This is a genomic window from Candidatus Tisiphia endosymbiont of Stenodema calcarata, assembly GCF_964030695.1.
GTDB lineage: Bacteria > Pseudomonadota > Alphaproteobacteria > Rickettsiales > Rickettsiaceae > Tisiphia.
In genome coordinates this window covers 201,945-218,786 of record NZ_OZ034911.1, presented here as the reverse complement: position 1 = coordinate 218,786, position 16,842 = coordinate 201,945, and the positions used below count along the sequence as shown (strand labels likewise).

12 protein-coding genes and 1 tRNA gene are annotated in these 16,842 nt (G+C 32.8%); 7 read left to right on the top strand and 6 right to left on the bottom strand.

Annotation, left to right across the window (positions count from 1 at the left end; genetic code table 11):
* Window positions 1–206 precede the first annotated feature (206 nt).
* Window positions 207–2,939, top strand: a complete 2,733-nt coding sequence (gene secA / locus ACQH1W_RS01040) for a preprotein translocase subunit SecA (RefSeq protein WP_375332471.1) — start codon at window positions 207–209, stop codon at window positions 2,937–2,939.
* A 59-nt stretch (window positions 2,940–2,998) separates the two neighbouring features.
* On the top strand, window positions 2,999–3,901 hold the full coding sequence (hemC, locus tag ACQH1W_RS01035) for a hydroxymethylbilane synthase (RefSeq protein WP_375332472.1): 903 nt from the start codon (window positions 2,999–3,001) through the stop codon (window positions 3,899–3,901).
* Between the two features lie 281 nt (window positions 3,902–4,182).
* Here the strand turns inward: hemC and ACQH1W_RS01030 are convergent, their stop codons facing one another.
* The 3 genes from ACQH1W_RS01030 to lon all read right to left on the bottom strand — a co-directional run bounded on the left by ACQH1W_RS01030 (window position 4,183) and on the right by lon (window position 8,467).
* On the bottom strand, window positions 4,183–5,151 hold the full coding sequence (locus ACQH1W_RS01030; RefSeq protein ID WP_375333222.1) for an LD-carboxypeptidase: 969 nt from the start codon (window positions 5,149–5,151) through the stop codon (window positions 4,183–4,185).
* Window positions 5,152–5,506: 355 nt separating this feature from the next.
* The gene (locus ACQH1W_RS01025; RefSeq protein WP_375332473.1) at window positions 5,507–6,058 is read right to left on the bottom strand and encodes a cytochrome b; all 552 of its coding nucleotides are present in this window, start codon (window positions 6,056–6,058) and stop codon (window positions 5,507–5,509) included.
* Window positions 6,059–6,127: 69 nt separating this feature from the next.
* A complete protein-coding gene (gene lon, locus ACQH1W_RS01020) occupies window positions 6,128–8,467 on the bottom strand; it encodes an endopeptidase La (protein ID WP_375332474.1) in 2,340 nt (779 codons plus the stop codon).
* A gap of 89 nt (window positions 8,468–8,556) precedes the next feature.
* On the opposite strand from lon, the gene ACQH1W_RS01015 reads away from it, so the two are divergent.
* A complete protein-coding gene (locus ACQH1W_RS01015) occupies window positions 8,557–9,558 on the top strand; it encodes a serine/threonine dehydratase (RefSeq protein WP_341762485.1) in 1,002 nt (333 codons plus the stop codon).
* Between the two features lie 376 nt (window positions 9,559–9,934).
* On the opposite strand, the gene ACQH1W_RS01010 is transcribed toward ACQH1W_RS01015, so the two are convergent.
* From ACQH1W_RS01010 to ACQH1W_RS01000, 3 genes are all read right to left on the bottom strand, one after another.
* Window positions 9,935–10,408 (bottom strand): NfeD family protein, encoded by a 474-nt coding sequence (locus ACQH1W_RS01010; protein WP_375332475.1) that lies wholly within the window; start codon window positions 10,406–10,408, stop codon window positions 9,935–9,937.
* 328 nt (window positions 10,409–10,736) lie between these two features.
* Window positions 10,737–11,264 (bottom strand): c-type cytochrome, encoded by a 528-nt coding sequence (locus ACQH1W_RS01005; protein WP_341761393.1) that lies wholly within the window; start codon window positions 11,262–11,264, stop codon window positions 10,737–10,739.
* A gap of 204 nt (window positions 11,265–11,468) precedes the next feature.
* Window positions 11,469–11,543 (bottom strand) — tRNA-Gly (locus ACQH1W_RS01000).
* 502 nt (window positions 11,544–12,045) lie between these two features.
* Here ACQH1W_RS01000 and ACQH1W_RS00995 point away from each other — a divergent pair.
* The 4 genes from ACQH1W_RS00995 (at window position 12,046) to ACQH1W_RS00980 (ending at window position 16,815) form a co-directional block, all read left to right on the top strand.
* Window positions 12,046–13,671, top strand: coding sequence for a methyltransferase regulatory domain-containing protein (locus tag ACQH1W_RS00995; protein WP_375332476.1), 1,626 nt, complete (start codon window positions 12,046–12,048; stop codon window positions 13,669–13,671).
* Window positions 13,672–13,675: 4 nt separating this feature from the next.
* Window positions 13,676–14,215: an inorganic diphosphatase gene (gene ppa, locus ACQH1W_RS00990; RefSeq protein ID WP_375332477.1), complete on the top strand. Its 540-nt coding sequence runs from the start codon at window positions 13,676–13,678 to the stop codon at window positions 14,213–14,215.
* Between the two features lie 70 nt (window positions 14,216–14,285).
* Window positions 14,286–15,809: a murein biosynthesis integral membrane protein MurJ gene (murJ, locus tag ACQH1W_RS00985; protein ID WP_375332478.1), complete on the top strand. Its 1,524-nt coding sequence runs from the start codon at window positions 14,286–14,288 to the stop codon at window positions 15,807–15,809.
* 301 nt (window positions 15,810–16,110) lie between these two features.
* Window positions 16,111–16,815: a TraX family protein gene (locus ACQH1W_RS00980; RefSeq protein ID WP_341762490.1), complete on the top strand. Its 705-nt coding sequence runs from the start codon at window positions 16,111–16,113 to the stop codon at window positions 16,813–16,815.
* The last annotated feature ends 27 nt before the right edge of the window (window positions 16,816–16,842 follow it).

Sequence of the window (16,842 nt, the reverse complement as noted above, 5' to 3'; positions counted from 1 at the left end):
AGGAGACCGTAGGTTGACGAAGCAATCCATATGACAAGCTTCATGGATTGCCACGCTCACATACGTTCGCTCGCAATGACGTGTAGAGAAGCTGTATTTACTAATATTAAAGCCAATTCGGGATAAGAATTGACAAATTCTTATCCCGAATTCGCGTGAATTTAGGTTATTTTACAGGATATTTACTATTTAAATCTAGGATATAAATGCTTTCTTTACTTAAAAAATTATTCGGCACAGCAAATGATAGAAGTATAAAAAAACTATCTTTAGAAATTGAAAAAATTAATTTGCTCGAGCCTTCAATACAAAAACTTTCTGATGATGATTTGAGAAATAAAACAGAGCAATTTAGGCAAAGATTAAAAGATGGTGAGTCATTAGATGACTTAACTTATGAAGCTTTTGCTGTTGTACGGGAAGCTTCAAAAAGACTCTATGGGATGAGGCATTTTGATGTTCAGTTAATTGGTGGATTGATATTGCACCGTGGTATGATTACTGAAATGCGTACAGGAGAAGGAAAAACTTTAGTTGCCACATTACCCGCATATTTGAATGCTCTTACTGGTGAAGGGGTACATGTTGTTACGGTAAATGATTATTTAGTAAAACGTGATTCTGAGTGGATGGGAAGAATTCATAATTTTCTAGGGTTATCTGTTGGTTGTATCACTGCTGGTATCAGTGATGATGATAGACGTAACGCTTATAGAGCAGATATTACTTATGCAACTAATAACGAGCTTGGATTTGATTTCCTCAGAGATAACATGAAATATAGTGAAGATTCTAAGGTACTTCGTCCTTTTAAATTCGCTATTATTGATGAAGTTGACTCAATTTTAATTGATGAAGCAAGAACTCCGCTAATTATATCAGGTCCAGTAGACGATCGCTCGGATTTATACAGCACAATTGATAAATTAGTTCGTCAGTTTAAAGATGAAGATTACGAAAAAGATGAGAAATTACGGACAGTTAATCTTACTGAGAATGGTATAACTCATGTAGAATCAATGCTTGTAGCTAATAGTCTTATTGAAAAAGATTCAAGCCTTTATGATTTTGAAAATTTAAGTTTGGTTCATTATATCAATCAATCATTAAGAGCTCATATCCTCTTCAATCGTGATGTTGATTATTTAGTACGCGATGGAAAAGTTATGATTATTGATGAATTTACTGGACGCGTTATGGAAGGTAGACGGTATTCCGAAGGGTTACACCAATCACTAGAGGCAAAAGAGCATGTACAAATTCAAAATGAGAATCAAACTTTAGCTTCTATTACTTTCCAAAACTATTTTAGGAATTATCCCAAATTATCAGGTATGACTGGTACAGCAATGACCGAAGCTGCAGAGCTAAAAGACATATACAATCTTGATGTTCTTGCTGTTCCTACCCATAATCCAATTACTAGAGTTGATTATGATGACGAGATTTATGGCAGTAAACAAGATAAATATGAAGCTATCCTAAAATTAATAAAAGAATGTTATGATCGTGGTCAACCTGTCTTGGTTGGAACGGTTAGTATAGAGAAATCTGAAGAAATTTCTAACTTACTTACCAAAAATAAAATAAATCATAATGTTTTAAATGCAAAATTTCATCAGCAGGAAGCATTTATTATAGCTCAAGCTGGACGATTTAAGGCTGTGACTATTGCCACAAATATGGCAGGTCGTGGTACAGATATTATGATTGGCGGTAACCCAGAAATGCTAATAGAACAACTATCTCTAAAGAACCTAGCAAAAGAGCAATATGAATTAGAAATAGTAAAAATAAAAGAGCAGATAGCTGAAGAGAAGCAGCGTGTAATAGAGGCTGGAGGATTATTTGTTATAGGTACTGAAAGGCATGAGAGTCGTAGGATAGATAACCAGTTACGAGGAAGAGCTGGTAGACAAGGTGATCCAGGCAATACAAAATTTTTCTTGTCTTTAGAAGATGATCTGATGCGTATTTTTGCCTCAGACCGTATTTCTGGAGTTTTAAGAACGTTAGGTTTAAAAGATGGTGAAGCAATCCATCACCCTATGATTAGTCGTTCACTTGAAAAAGCTCAACAGAAAGTTGAAGGACATAATTACGAAATACGTAAAAATTTATTACGTTTTGATGATGTTATGAATGATCAACGTAAGATAGTTTATGAACAGCGCAGTGACATCATTAAGTCAAAAGATGCACATGATTTTTTAACCAACATGACAAAAGAACTAGTGGAAAAAGTGGTATTAACTTTTATTCCGCCTAGTTCTTATAGAGAAGACTGGGATATAAATGCTCTAATAGGAGAGTTGCAGCGTATTTTTGCTATAAAACTACAGCATGAATCTATAACAAAAGCTGATGTTACCGAAGTACAGGTGGTATCTAACGTTGTACAAATGGTAAATGACTTGTACCAAGCAAAATATGAAGCATATAGCGTTAACTTAATGAATGACGCAATTAAGTATATTTTACTAACAACTTTAGATCAAGTATGGAAAGATCACCTACATAATTTAGATCATTTACGACAAGGTATATCACTAAGAGCTTATGCCCAAAAAGATCCTCTTAACGAGTATAAAAGAGAAGCTTTCAATTTATTTGAACAAATGCTCGATAATTTGAAGGAATTATTTATCCAAAGAGTTTGTCATCTCCATATGGATACTAGCCATATTAAAAAAGAGTCAATGTCTTTGGAAAATAAAAAACTTCAAAAGACAATGCGAGAAACTAGGGAGGACCCAGCTTTTAATAAATATAATGCTGGTGTTAGTATTGAAACTCAACTTAAAACCATCAAAACTCAAGTCAATCCACAGGATAGAGTACAATCAGACCCATCAAGTTGGGGAAAAGTGGCTAGAAATGAGTTATGTCCCTGTGGTTCTAGCAAGAAATATAAATATTGTCACGGAAGTAATGAATAAGCAGGGCAATTTAAATATCTGCATTTAAGGATCTGCATTTGAGAAAATAGCTAGCTTCTATGAAGAAAGTAATAAAAATAGGTACAAGAAGAAGTCCTTTGGCTTTAGTACAGACAAATTTAGTAGTCGACCAAATTAAAATTCATTACCCAAACATAAATTGTGAAATAGTCCCAATAATTACCTCTGGTGATTTGATTAAGGATAAAAATCTGTATGATATAGGTGGCAAAGCTTTATTTTTAAAAGAAATAGAAAATGCTCTTATAAATGACGAAATTGACTTAGCTGTACATTCCTTAAAAGACGTACCTTGCAAACTACCGTCAGAATTGATGATATCTGCTGTACTTGAGAGAGAAGATGCACGGGATGTATTTGTCTGCTTAGATTATAAATCAATAGAAGAACTGCCTTTTGCTAGTAAGGTAGGTACATCTTCAATGCGTAGAAAAATCCTAATACAAAGAAAAAGACCTGATTTAAAAATTGTTACTTTTAGAGGAAATGTTGATTCAAGAATAAAAAAATTAATGCAAGGTGATGTTGATGCAACTATTTTAGCTTATAGTGGTTTAAAAAGATTAGGACTATTTGATACACAATATTGCCACTTAATAGAGACAAAGGAAATGTTACCACCTGTAGGACAGGGTGTTATAGCGATAGAGATAAGAAAAAATGATAATAAAATGCAAGAAATATGTAATAAAATTAACCATTTTGAAACATGGGAACTAATGCAAGCTGGAAGAGCATTTTTGGAATATTTAGATGCAAATTGTAAAACTCCTATAGCTGCTTATTCAACGTATATAGGTAATGATATTCTTACAGAGTTTATGCTTTCTGATTTTGACGGTAGTAAAATAGTTTTTCATAGTGACATTTCTAATCCAAAAGATTGCAAAAATTCTGGCATACAGGCTGCAAAAACTTTGATGTTAGCTATAGTGAATTGAGGAGAATTTGGTAACATCGTCTTCGATCCCTCGCCTATTATATACTGCTCGTAAATGAATAGTTGATAGACGAAGATCAAAATCATGATAGTAGCAGGAGTCAAAGGGTCGAGGTGCTAGGCGTACTACATTAGTACGTGGCTACCTACGATCCCTGAAGACGACAACGCAATTCTTGATTTTCATCGAGTATATATAGGTGTCGCTCCATCGCTCCTGCTACTCAATTCTCTTCAATTGACTATAGGCTAAAACCTTCTTGAGTTAACTTAGAATTATTCTTAATAGCATTTCATTATTAATTCGAACTGGTTATCATTAGAAGGAATAATTTTTGTACTAGTATTGTAAATAATTGGATCATTAATTTGCTCGTGACCAAACCTATTAGTCTTAAATACTGGAATTTTTAAGGTTGCTGCAAAATCAGTAAGAACAGTAATGATATTCTTACCATCACCTCCACAAGTCCCAAATATTATAGCATTTACACGATCTAGCAGCCTTGCTTGTTTTAAATGATATAAAATACGATCTAGCTGATATGGTTTTATGTCAACATCTTCCAAAAAAAGAATCTTATCTGCTGTTTTTATTTGCCATGATGTACCGATAGATGTTTGTACAATGGTTAAATTACCACCAGTAAGATTACCTGTAACAATTTTGCTAGATTTTGCGGCAGGGTTGATTGCTAATAACCCTTTAATTTTAGCTAGAGTTTCTTTACCAGAAATTATTTTTGCTATTTTTATAAAATTCTGATGATCTCTTGTTGGATTAAATATTTCAATGATTCCGTTACCATGAATTGTCTTCCATCCCCATTCTTGAGAAAAGAAAATATGTAAAGCCGTCATATCACTAAATCCTATAAAAAACTTTTCCTTTATAGGTTTTTTCATGCGTTGTAAGTCAGGAATCAATTTTGCTGAACCATATCCCCCGCGAAGTGTCCATACTACGTCATTTGATTGATCCAGTAATGCGTTTTCTAAACACGATAACCTTGTTTTATCATCGGCAGAATGGAATAAGCTTTTTCCTCCAAAGCAACTATTTGGAATATCTAGTTTTAATGAAGTAATATTTTTTAAATTAGATAATAATTCACTGCTTGCCCCTGAGGCAGGAGCAACAACAGCAATTTTTGTATCTTTCAATAAGCTAATAAATTCCTTATTATTTTTGTTAAAGTCTAGATTCGAAAATGCTGATAATAACATAAAAACAACTGGTAGGAGGATTATACGAATTGGTAACATAATAACCTTATTTGAAAAATTTATGATATAGTCTGAATTTTATCATTAATTAATTAATTTGATTATACACGATAAAAGTTATGCACTAAGTAAAAATTAGTCAATGGCATCAATATTTTTTCTATTTACAATTAAGATATTAATAAGATTTAATCAATACTTTAAGCAATTATGGTAATATATTTGTTTATTAATAAGACGTAAAATTAAGTTAAACATGGATTTTAAAAAATGATAATTCATTTTTTATTCACAAACTTATCCACAATACTTTTATATTATAGAAGACTATATATAGTTATATGCAGCAATTCCAAAAGTTGCCTAATTCTTTATATTTTCAATTATTTCTGTTGTTAAACCACATTCTCTTCAATACATCATCTTTTCTTACAAAATGGTGATAAAAGGCAGCTAAAGTATGCAGAGCAATTAAAGCACAGAGAATAAATGCTGAAAATTCATGCATTTTGTAAAATATTTTGGCAAATAATGCATTCTGAATGAATGAAGTGATAGTAAACAGTCCATATATGTCAATGTTACGACCTGATAGAATGGTCATTAACACACCACTGATTGGCATTATAAACATTAAAAGATAGAGTATATTGATATTTAAGGTAGCGGCATTTTTTTGCCATTTTGGTAAATCACTTGGTAAGATTACTCTGATATTAATTAAACGCCATAGTAATCTTATGGATACTAGTAATAATACCATCACGCCTATAGCCTTGTGGGAGGCGTAAATTTGCTGTTTTACAACAGGATCTTCTATGTTTTGCATAGAAAAACCAACTATAATCATTGACACTATCATAACTCCAACTATCCAATGTAGAAGTTGTGTAACTAAACCATAGGAATCTTCAGTGTTTTTAATAGTCATATTCAAACCTACAACATAGATAAATAATTTTAAGTATATTCAAGTTTCTATCTTAATGTTAATATTTTTTTAGTTAGCAACTGTAAAATTATTATTCACTAAAGCTAATTTTAGTACTTCATCTATATTTGACACTGATAAAATTTCCAAGCTATTCTTTATATTCGGTGGAATATCTTTTAAGTCCTTGATGTTCTCTTCAGGTATTAATACTGTTTGTATACCACCTCGGCTAGCAGCCAATAATTTTTCTTTTAGTCCTCCAATTGGTAACACTGTACCCCTTAGGGTAATTTCTCCAGTCATTGCCACAGTTCTTTTGACTGGTATTTTGGTCATAAGTGAAACAATAGTGGTAAATATTGCACATCCAGCAGATGGTCCATCTTTTGGAATTGCACCAGCCGGTACATGTAAATGGATATCAAGGTCTTTGTAATCTTCGTACTTCAGTCCAAAATTATTAGCTCTAGAGCGGAAACAACTATAAGCTGCTTGAGCGGATTCTTTCATTACATCCCCAAGCTTGCCTGTAGTTTTAATATCTCCCTTTCCAGGGAATGACAATGCTTCAATGGTTAATAGTTCTCCGCCAACTTCTGTATAAGCAAGCCCCGTGGTACTGCCTATTTGGTCTTCTTTCTCAGCTAAACCAAAATTATGTTTTCTAGCACCTAAATATTCTTCAAGATTTTCAGATGATATTGATATGCTTTTTACTTCTTTGTTACTCAGAATCCTTTGCAATATTTTTCTTGTAACAGAGCTAATTTCTCTTTCAAGCGATCTTACCCCTGATTCTTTGGTATAATATCTGATTAACTCTAAAATTGCTCCATCATCAATAGTTAGCTCATTTTTCTTCATTTGATGTAGTTTCAATTGCTTTGGTATTAAATAATTTTTAGCAATTTGTGATTTTTCTTCTTCAACATAACCAGAAACATTAATGATCTCCATACGATCTAGTAAAGCTCTTGGCAAATTATAAGAATTGGCTGTTGCAATAAACATTACTTCTGATAAATCATATTCTACTTCTAAATAATGATCAACGAAATGGCTGTTTTGTTCAGGATCCAAAACTTCAAGTAAAGCAGATGCTGGATCACCTCGGAAATCAGAACCCATTTTATCAATTTCATCTAATAACATAACAGGGTTATTAGTTTTAACTTTTTTAATTAAGTTTATGATTTTTCCTGGCATAGAACCAAGATATGTTTTTCTATGACCTCTAATTTCCGATTCATCTCTAATGCCGCCAAGAGCAAATTTAGTATATTTCCTACCCATTGCTTCAGCAATTGACTTGACCAGTGATGTTTTTCCCACTCCTGGAGGACCAATTAAACATAGTATAGGTCCTTTAATTTTTTTAGAGCGTTGTAATACTGCTAAATATTCAATGATGCGATCCTTGACTTTCTCAAGACCAAAATGATCCCGATCCAAAATTTCTCTAGTTTTATTTATATCAGTTTTACTATTATCAAATTTTCCCCATGGCATAGCTAATATTGTATCAAGATAGTTACGAACAACTGAGGATTCACCTGACATTTGATTCATAAGCTTTAGCTTTTTCAGTTCTGATTCGGCTTTTTCTTTTGCTTCTTTTGAAAGTTTTAAGGTCTTAATCTTTTTTTCTATATCAGAGAAGTAAGATTTATCCTGCTCGAGTTCTTTTTGTATAGCTTTCATTTGTTCGTGCAAGTAATAATCACGCTGAGTTTTTTCAATTTGTTTTTTTACTCGTAGTTGTAAAGCTTGTTCTGCTTCCATTTGAGCCATACTAGATGTCAATGTATCTATTATAGTTTTAATTCGTGTTTGAGGTTTTGTTTCTTCTAATAAAGTTTGTTTTATTAGTAATGGTGCAGTCAGATAAGAGGCTAGCACATTAGTAATATAACTAAAATTTGTCGGATCTTTGGTTATTTCATCAGCTATTGTTTCTATTATTTCTGGATTAATTTTTTTATGATTCTTGGTATATTTCATAAATAACTCAATGACAATTGACGTAGAAACTTTTAAAGCTTCCACATCAATTACCTCTTCATCTTGTAGTATGCTATATTCAGCTTCAAACATTTCTTTATTAGTTATGTTATGAAGTTTAACCTTCTGCATTGCTTCAACAAGAATTTTTGCATTATTTTGTAACCTTACTGTTTGTATAATTTTAGCAATTACTCCTGTAGAATGAAGATCTTGAATATCTGGAGTGTCTTGATCTTGTTGTTTTTGTAACACCAATAATATATATCTATTAGTATCTGTAGATTTAGTATTCAGTAAGGCTTTTAGAGACTTTGTCCTACCGACAAATATGGGAGCAACCATGCCGGGAAATATCACCATGTCTTTTAATGCGAGTAGGGGTAATTTTTCTTTATTTGTCATACTAAAACCTTGAAAAATTTATATACTAAAGGGATTGTTAACTATATAATGTTGCCGTGCTTGGATTTCAAGCTACATTTATTTTGTATATGCATTTATCACCTCAATCTCCAAATATAATATCAATAGCAAGTAATAGGGTAAAACAATATCTTCATTTGACTCCAATAGTCCAGTCTGAAACTTTAAATGAAATGCTGGGGCATAAAATTTTCTTTAAAATAGAATCGTTGCAAAAAACTGGAGCATTCAAGGTTAGAGGGGTATTAAACCATTTATTAGAGTTACAAGAACGAAATCGTTTACTAGATAAAATTGTTGCATATAGTACAGGTAATCATGGAATTGGTCTTGCTTGGGTAGCAAAAATTCTTAATCTGAATGCAAGAATTTATTTGCCCAAAGATACTTCTCCAATTAAGCAACAAGCAGCAAGATATTACGGAGCAGAGGTTATACTGACCGATACTAGGCAAGTGGCAGAAGATAGGGCAAAAGGTGACATAGAAAATGATTTCTACTATTTGCATCCTTCTGATAGTGATTCGAGTATAGCTGGAGCTGGTACTATGTGTTATGAAGCCTTGCAACAACTGGGGTTTAGCCCAGATGCTATTTTTGCTTCTTGTGGAGGAGGTGGATTACTTTCTGGATCATATTTAGCAAAAAAATTACTGTCTCCATCCAGCTTGCTTATAGGTTCAGAGCCGGTTAATGCGAATGATGCTTTTTTATCTATTCAGCAAGGTTCAATATACAGATTTGCTAATTCACCACATACTATAGCAGATGGCTTGCGTACTTTAGCAGTTTCACCACGTACATTTAATTATCTAAATAAACTTGATGATTTCTTTCTTGCTGATGAACATTCTATATATTACTGGACCGCTTGGTTAACGCATTTACTAAAAATTGCTTGTGAACCATCATGTGCTTTAAATATGGTTGGAGTAGTTGATTGGTTAAAGAGACAATCAAAACCTAAGAGAGTTTTAGTACTTATATCAGGTGGAAACATTGATCCTGCTCTTTATCAGGAGCTTTGGAAGGGGAACTATCTATCTAATTTACCAAGCCCATTAATGTAACCTAGTTTACACGAATTGGGGCAAAAAGCACAACTGTTGAAAATTAAAAAATCGTCATCGCGATGAGCTTTGCAAGCCCTAAACCGTCATTGCGAGAAGCCGCTGCAAGCGGCGACGCGGCAATCCATGATACGCGAAGCGTTACTCTAAAAAACAGCTTCGCTGTTTATCTAGATCGCCACGGCATCTGACGAGCCTTGCTATGACGGTTGTGTTTAATTTGTTTATACATATTCAATCATTACGCTCTTAAGTAGACGCCTCGCAATGACGATTTTTTAACTTTCAACAGTTGTGCTTCGCATACACAGACGATTGTTATAGAGCAAAAGCAAATTTTAACAACACATTTTGACAACAAAATTACCAAAAAAAATCAGTTCGTAACACTCCCATTTTTTGCAGTACATATAAGCACATTACCATCAACTTGTACTATGCGGAGTAGTTCTCCTTTATGTACTGATTTGATAGTATCTTTGCTGAGTTTAGCATTCATAATAGTTCCTGACCACAATACCTGTCCTGTTTCCCCTACTAGAAGTTTATTGCTGTATACCACTACTTCCTTACCAACCATATCAGAATATTCGTACTTATCATATTTCTTGTAAACATAAAATTTTAGCGGATACCATAAGGTAATCAGCCACATAAAAGAAGCAAAGCCAAAAATTATATACTGGTATTTTAAAAGACCCGGGTAATTGTTTAATATTATTGCAGTAGATACTCCACCTAGACCCAAAAATAAAAAACCAACATTTGGAATGTTAGCAAATTCTATAATTATACAAATAACGCCAGCGATCAACCACCATTCTACTATTGAAATTTCAGATAGGATCATAGGATACCTTCAACTAATATACTCACCTTACGCATGGCAATTTAAAAGTCATAGGGAAAACAGCCTAGCGTCATTGCGAGGAGCTGCGACGCAGTGACGAAGCAATCCATTTTTGGTTACTTTTATGGATTGCTTCGTCGACCTACGGTCTTCTCGCAATGACGTTGACCATATACAACTTTTAAACTGCCCTGCCTAAAACCCGCTATACCTTCGAACTTTCGACAGTTGTGCTTACGACCTTCTCGCTAATAGACATGATTTAACAATCAGATGCAGAGCTATCTCAAATCTAATTGTTTCGATATAACAAGCTTCCAAGGAGAATTTAGTCATGAACAAATGTCTTTAAAAACATTATAACATTAGCTATATCTTGAGGTTTATTTAAACCAGCAAAAGTCATCTTTGTACCAGGTATATATTGACTAGGTTTATGCAAAAAATGAAATAAACTTTCTTCATCCCAAATTCCCCCTTTACTGGATAAAGCACTTGAATATTTATAATTCTCTGCTTTAGCTTTTTCTGCCCCAACGATATTCCATAGATGTGGTCCAACCTTATTAGCTTTACTCTTATCAAGAGAATGGCACATTAGGCATTTTTTTGCTATCTCCCTTCCTGCTTCAGCATTAGCAGTTTTCATCAATTCTTCTATATTCACTGGTGCTTCTACGGCAACCTTAGCGTCAAGGTCACTATGAGAATCTTCTGTTACTTCTACACTATAACCTCGAGATTCAGGATGTAAAACAGGCTTATACAAAATATTTGTTATAAACCCTACCATCATTGCAATTAAACTGGCTAACAAAATAGAAGCAGCAATTTTATTTAATTCTATTCCAGACATATTTAGGTCGTCTCCGTAGAGAGAATATGTATACTCGGTGAACTTCAAGAATTGGCGTTCCCGCGACCAAAGATCGAAGCTGCTCACGTACTAATGTACGCTACGCCGCTCGACTTTGACACTCCTAGCTCTTCTTGAAGTTATACTATCGTCTACCAACTCTTCATTTACGAACAGTATATTATCTTAGAACCATTTTTATACTGGAGCGGGTGAAGGGATTCGAACCCTCGACTTCGACCTTGGCAAGGTAGCGCTCTACCCCTGAGCTACACCCGCTTTTAAAAGGCTCACTTATATAAAAACAAGTCATGAATATAAGGAAATACTGTAAAAAGATCAAGAAGAAATAACATAAAAAGAAATTTAATTTTAATCGTAGATACTGTTAATTAACCTTTAATTCGATGTAAGACATCGGTTTAATAGCCCAGGGTGTCATTCCATAACTGTTGAAAGTTTACAAATACCTACACCACAGCGTCATTGCGAACGTAAGCGAAGCAATCCAAGAAACAATCTAATAGATAAATGATGTTACTGGATTGCTTCGTCGGCCTTACAGCCTCCTCGCTAATAGACGCATAGGAAAGCTGTATTTACTAACTTTCAACAGTTGTGGGGTGACATCATCCCTAATGGCAATGATTACTTGAGCCTACTATTAATTTTTTACATCGATACTTGAGGTTAATTAGATTACCCTACAGAAATGTAGAAAATCCTTGCTTAAAATAACTAAATCCACTAGAAATTATTACTTTTATCATGGAGCAAATATATGGGGCAAAAAAATAATCCTAATAATAGTTTGTTAGAAAAGCAAACAAATAATATTAATTATGATGATTTTCCTTATGAAAGTTTTCCTTTTACTTATACAAGGCCGGAACATTTAAGAACTATTGGTCTATTATTTAACATGAAACCTCCTGCTATAGAGACCGCTAGGATACTTGAGCTTGGTTGTGCTGAAGGTGCTAATATAATTGACTTTGCTGAAAGTTACCCAAAATCTTATTCTTTAGGAATTGATTTGTCAAATGTCCAAATTGTTAATGGCATGGAAATAATTAAGAGTTTAGGTCTTAAAAATATTGAACTAAAACACTTATCTATACTAAATCTTGATGAGTCAGTTGGTAAGTTTGATTATATAATTTGCCATGGAATAATCTCGTGGGTGCCTACTATAGTTAAGGACAAGATTTTTGAAATTTGCAATAAATTATTAAACCCCGACGGTATTGCCTTTATTAGTTATAATACTCTGCCAGGCTGGAATATGCAAAAAACTATCAGAGATATGATGATGTTTCACAGTAGCACCTTTACTGACAACCATAGTAAAATACAACAAGCTAGATTATTATTAGATTTTGTTAATGATTCTTTAGAAGGTTCAGATAATTCTTATTCTAAATTCTTACAACACGAAACTAAACTTCTTAAAACTACAAATGATTCATATTTACTACATGAATATCTTGGAGAAGAAAATACAGCTTTTTATTTCCATGAATTCATAAATACAGCTAGAAAACATAATTTAAATTATCTTGGAGATTCTGCACTTTCTGCGATGTTTGTCGGTAATTTACCTGCCAAGGCTGCAGAACAATTACAAGCGATAAATGATATTGTTAGAACCGAACAATATATGGATTTTATCACTAATCGTAAATTTAGGACTACTTTGTTATGCCACAATAATGTCACTATAGATAGGAAAATTGAGCCAAGTAAGTTAAGTGATTTTTATACTACTGCTAATATTATACCAGTAATACCTGAAAATGAAGTGGATATGAATAATACAGTAGAAAGTTTAGGATTTCATTATAATAATAATTCAGAATCCCCTAATATTTCAACGTCTTCTCCTATAATAAAGGCAGTTTTCTATGTTTATGCTGATAATATTGGTAATCCTTTGACTTTGGATCAAATTTGTAAATTGGCTATGAAAAAATTAGAAAAATTACAGCTTAAAGATATTAGAGCAGAATTAGATAGTGTAATTATAAAACTAATGTTACAAGGGTACGTACAAATATTTGCAACAAAACCTCAGTCAGTATATGAAATCTCGGCAAAACCAAAAGTAAGTGATTTAGCAAGATATCAAGCTCAAAAATTAGACTCAACTAATTTGTTTGTGACAAATCGAGTTAATGCTGTTGTTCCATTGCAATTGCATGAAAAATATATTATTGAGCTATTAGATGGACACAACTCTATTCAGCAGATTGAAGAAAAAATATTTGAAAAATTTGCTTCTGGAGTATTAGTGGCATCTAATGAAAATGGTAAGATAAGCGACGAAAACCTTTTAAAGCCATTTATTAGTCATTATGTAGATGTTTGCTTGCAAAAATGCAAAAGAAATTATTTATTAATTGGGTAAAGTGATGTTAGTTGATAAAATTAAGACCAAAGTCGGTCATGAAGAGATAAATGTGATTATCGAGATTCCAATGCAAGATAGTCCTATAAAATATGAGATGGATAAGGAATCAGGAGCAATATTTGTTGATAGGTTTATGCAAACTGCTATGTTTTACCCATGTAATTATGGGTTTATTCCGCATACCTTATCAGAGGATGGAGACCCAGTAGATGTATTGGTTGTATCACATTATCCTGTCATACCTAGCTCTGTGATTAGGTCACGCCCTATTGGTGTTTTAATGATGGAAGATGAATCTGGATTGGATGAAAAAATTATTGCTGTGCCTAGCTCTAAACTAGATATTACTTTTGATTCAATAAAAGATTTAGATGATCTTTGCCCGATGTTGAAACAACGTATAGTACATTTTTTTGAACATTATAAAGATCTAGAGAAAGGTAAGTGGGTGAAGGTAACTGGCTGGGAAAATGCTCAAAAAGCTAAGGAGTTGATTAATGAAGGTATATTAAGGGTATCTACTAAGATAGAAAATCAATAATTGGCATTTGCTTTATGACCGAAAACGATAAGGTGAAGAACAGTGCTTACATAACATCGAGGCAACTTAAATGAAAGGCGAAGGATATACATTATTTCGTTCTGGAATTATAGTATCTGTCTTTACTTTAATCTCCCGTATATTTGGTTTGGCTCGCGAATTATTCATTGCTTCATTATTTGGTGCTGGTAATATTGCTGATAGTGTTAATGTTGCTTTTAAATTACCCAACCTATTTAGGCGTATTTTTGGGGAAGGGGCGCTTTCAGTCGTTTTTGTACCTATTTTTAATACAAAACTCATAGAATCTCGAGAAGCAGCACGCCATTTCACTGGCATTATCTTTACTATTTTACTTATTACTTTAGTGAGTGTGGTAGTGTTAATGCAGATTTTCATGCCATCATTAATGTTCATTATTGCTCCTGGTTTTCATGAAGATATAGACAAGTTTAATTTGACAGTTATTTTGTGTCGCATTACCATGCCATATTTAATTTTTATCTCGGTAAGTGCTTTACTAGGGGGAATTTTAAATTCAGTAAAAAGATTTGCAGCTTTTGCTTTTTCTCCGATCATTTTAAGTATTACTGTTATAATTACAACAGTAATATTACAAGAACATATATCTACTCCTATATCGATTAGTTTATCTTTGTTGATTGCTGGGTTATTACAAATTATCTTTATGTTTTTTTGTGTAATTAGGGTTGGTTTATCATTCCCACTAGTTTTTGACCCATGTAATAAAGATGTAAAAAAGTTTTTGTTTGGTATGGGTCCAGCGACTATTAGCTCTGGATTTCAGCAACTTAACTTATTTATCTCGCAATCAATAGCTAGCTTCATCGAAGGAACAATTTCAATATTATCCTATGCAGATAGAATATACCAATTTCCTTTATCTATAATAGGGGTAACTTTTGGCACTATATTATTACCAGAATTATCAAAAACATACCAAATGAATGATTTAGAAAAAGCAGCAAGGATTCAAAATAATGCTATTAAAGTTGGACTTTTATTATCTTTGCCAGCTGCGTTCGGTATTATCGCTTTATCAGAATCAATCATTCATGTAATATATGAGCGTGGAGCTTTTACTTATGCTGATACAATTAAAACTGCTGAAGCTATTTCCGGTTTTGCCCTTGGTTTACCAGCTTTTATACTTGCCAAAATTTTGATGCCTATATTTTATGCTAATAGTGATACGAAAACTCCTTTAAAAATAACATTATATTCTCTTACTGTGAATACTATATTAAATATCGTTCTGATGAAACCATATGGTCATCTTGGTATCGCTCTTGGCTGCTCTATTACCGCTTGGTATAATGTTTGGTTGTTATATATATATACAAAGAAGTATGGTCATTCTTTCATTGATTCAAAATTATACTTTTTTTGTGGCAAGATTTTATTCAGCTGCGTAATAATGGTACTAGTAATTTGGGTGATTAAGCACTATTGTTCTGAATATTATTATTCCGAATTGTTATTAGTAAAAACTTTTATGCTGGCAGCCACAATTTTATCTGGAACGATGACGTTTTTTCTAATGATTTATTATTTTAGACTTTATCCAAAATAATATATAGAAAGGTTTAAAATGCATTCGCAAAACCGCTTTAAGAATACATTTTTCCTTACTTTGGCGATGTTTAGCTGAATCAGAAATAAAACGTCATTGCGAGCGTAAGCGAAGCAATCTAGGAAACAATCTATAGATAAATGATGTTACTGGATTGCTTCGTCGACCTTACGGTCTTCTCACTAATAGACGTGTAGAGAAGGTGTATTTACTAATATTAAAGCCAATTCGGGATAAGATTAACTAATTCTTATCCTGAACTGGGGTGTCTATCAACTCTTGAAATCATAGTAGTATATTAATGATGAAAACTGAATCTAATTATCAAGATTTTTTGAAAACTATAGCCATAATAACCATGGTAATAGATCATTTAGGGTTATACTTTTTCCCTGAATACGAGATAATGCGGGTTATTGGTCGTATTAGTATGCCTATTTTCTGCTTTTTTGTTGGCTATAATTTTCATAAAAAACCAAAAATTAAAATTCTTGTAGTCGGAGTTCTACTACATATTTTTACTACTATATTATTTAAGCAGTTCACCACAACTAACATACTTATTCCTATTTTTCTAGGTCAGTGCTATCTTTATTGTTTTCAAAATAGCCTAAATAATTTTTTCTATAAGGGTTATTGTCATGTTGTCTTCCTTGGGACTCTTTGGTTCTGCACTTGGTTCTTGGTTGATTATGGTACCATAGGTTTAGCTATCATGTTACTTGGCTATATAGCTAAACATGATCTAGGTAATCTTAGGCTTACCCTTGCAATATCTATGATTTTGACTGTACTGCATACTATTGCTGTTTTTCCCTTGTCGTATATCTATGTACTTATAGTAGTTATATTTGGAGTTTTGCAATATATATTTATGGTTGCAAGAAATTTTGAGCAAAAAATTGCTATAAATTTGCAGATTATAAGCCATAATGCTTTATATATCTATGCTATACATCTAGCAATTTTACAATTTTTATTTTTCAAATTCTACTTACAGAATTGATAAATCAGTTAATAAACTGTGCTAAAA

Coding starts and splice junctions, on each gene's coding strand:
- ppa (WP_375332477.1), top strand. CDS start 13,676: ATGTTAGTTGATAAAATTAAGACCAAAGTCGGTCATGAAGAGATAAAT.
- ACQH1W_RS00995 (WP_375332476.1), top strand. CDS start 12,046: ATGGGGCAAAAAAATAATCCTAATAATAGTTTGTTAGAAAAGCAAACA.
- secA (WP_375332471.1), top strand. CDS start 207: ATGCTTTCTTTACTTAAAAAATTATTCGGCACAGCAAATGATAGAAGT.
- ACQH1W_RS00980 (WP_341762490.1), top strand. CDS start 16,111: ATGATGAAAACTGAATCTAATTATCAAGATTTTTTGAAAACTATAGCC.
- ACQH1W_RS01010 (WP_375332475.1), bottom strand. CDS start 10,408: ATGATCCTATCTGAAATTTCAATAGTAGAATGGTGGTTGATCGCTGGC.
- ACQH1W_RS01005 (WP_341761393.1), bottom strand. CDS start 11,264: ATGTCTGGAATAGAATTAAATAAAATTGCTGCTTCTATTTTGTTAGCC.
- ACQH1W_RS01015 (WP_341762485.1), top strand. CDS start 8,557: ATGCATTTATCACCTCAATCTCCAAATATAATATCAATAGCAAGTAAT.
- ACQH1W_RS01025 (WP_375332473.1), bottom strand. CDS start 6,058: ATGACTATTAAAAACACTGAAGATTCCTATGGTTTAGTTACACAACTT.
- lon (WP_375332474.1), bottom strand. CDS start 8,467: ATGACAAATAAAGAAAAATTACCCCTACTCGCATTAAAAGACATGGTG.
- murJ (WP_375332478.1), top strand. CDS start 14,286: ATGAAAGGCGAAGGATATACATTATTTCGTTCTGGAATTATAGTATCT.
- hemC (WP_375332472.1), top strand. CDS start 2,999: ATGAAGAAAGTAATAAAAATAGGTACAAGAAGAAGTCCTTTGGCTTTA.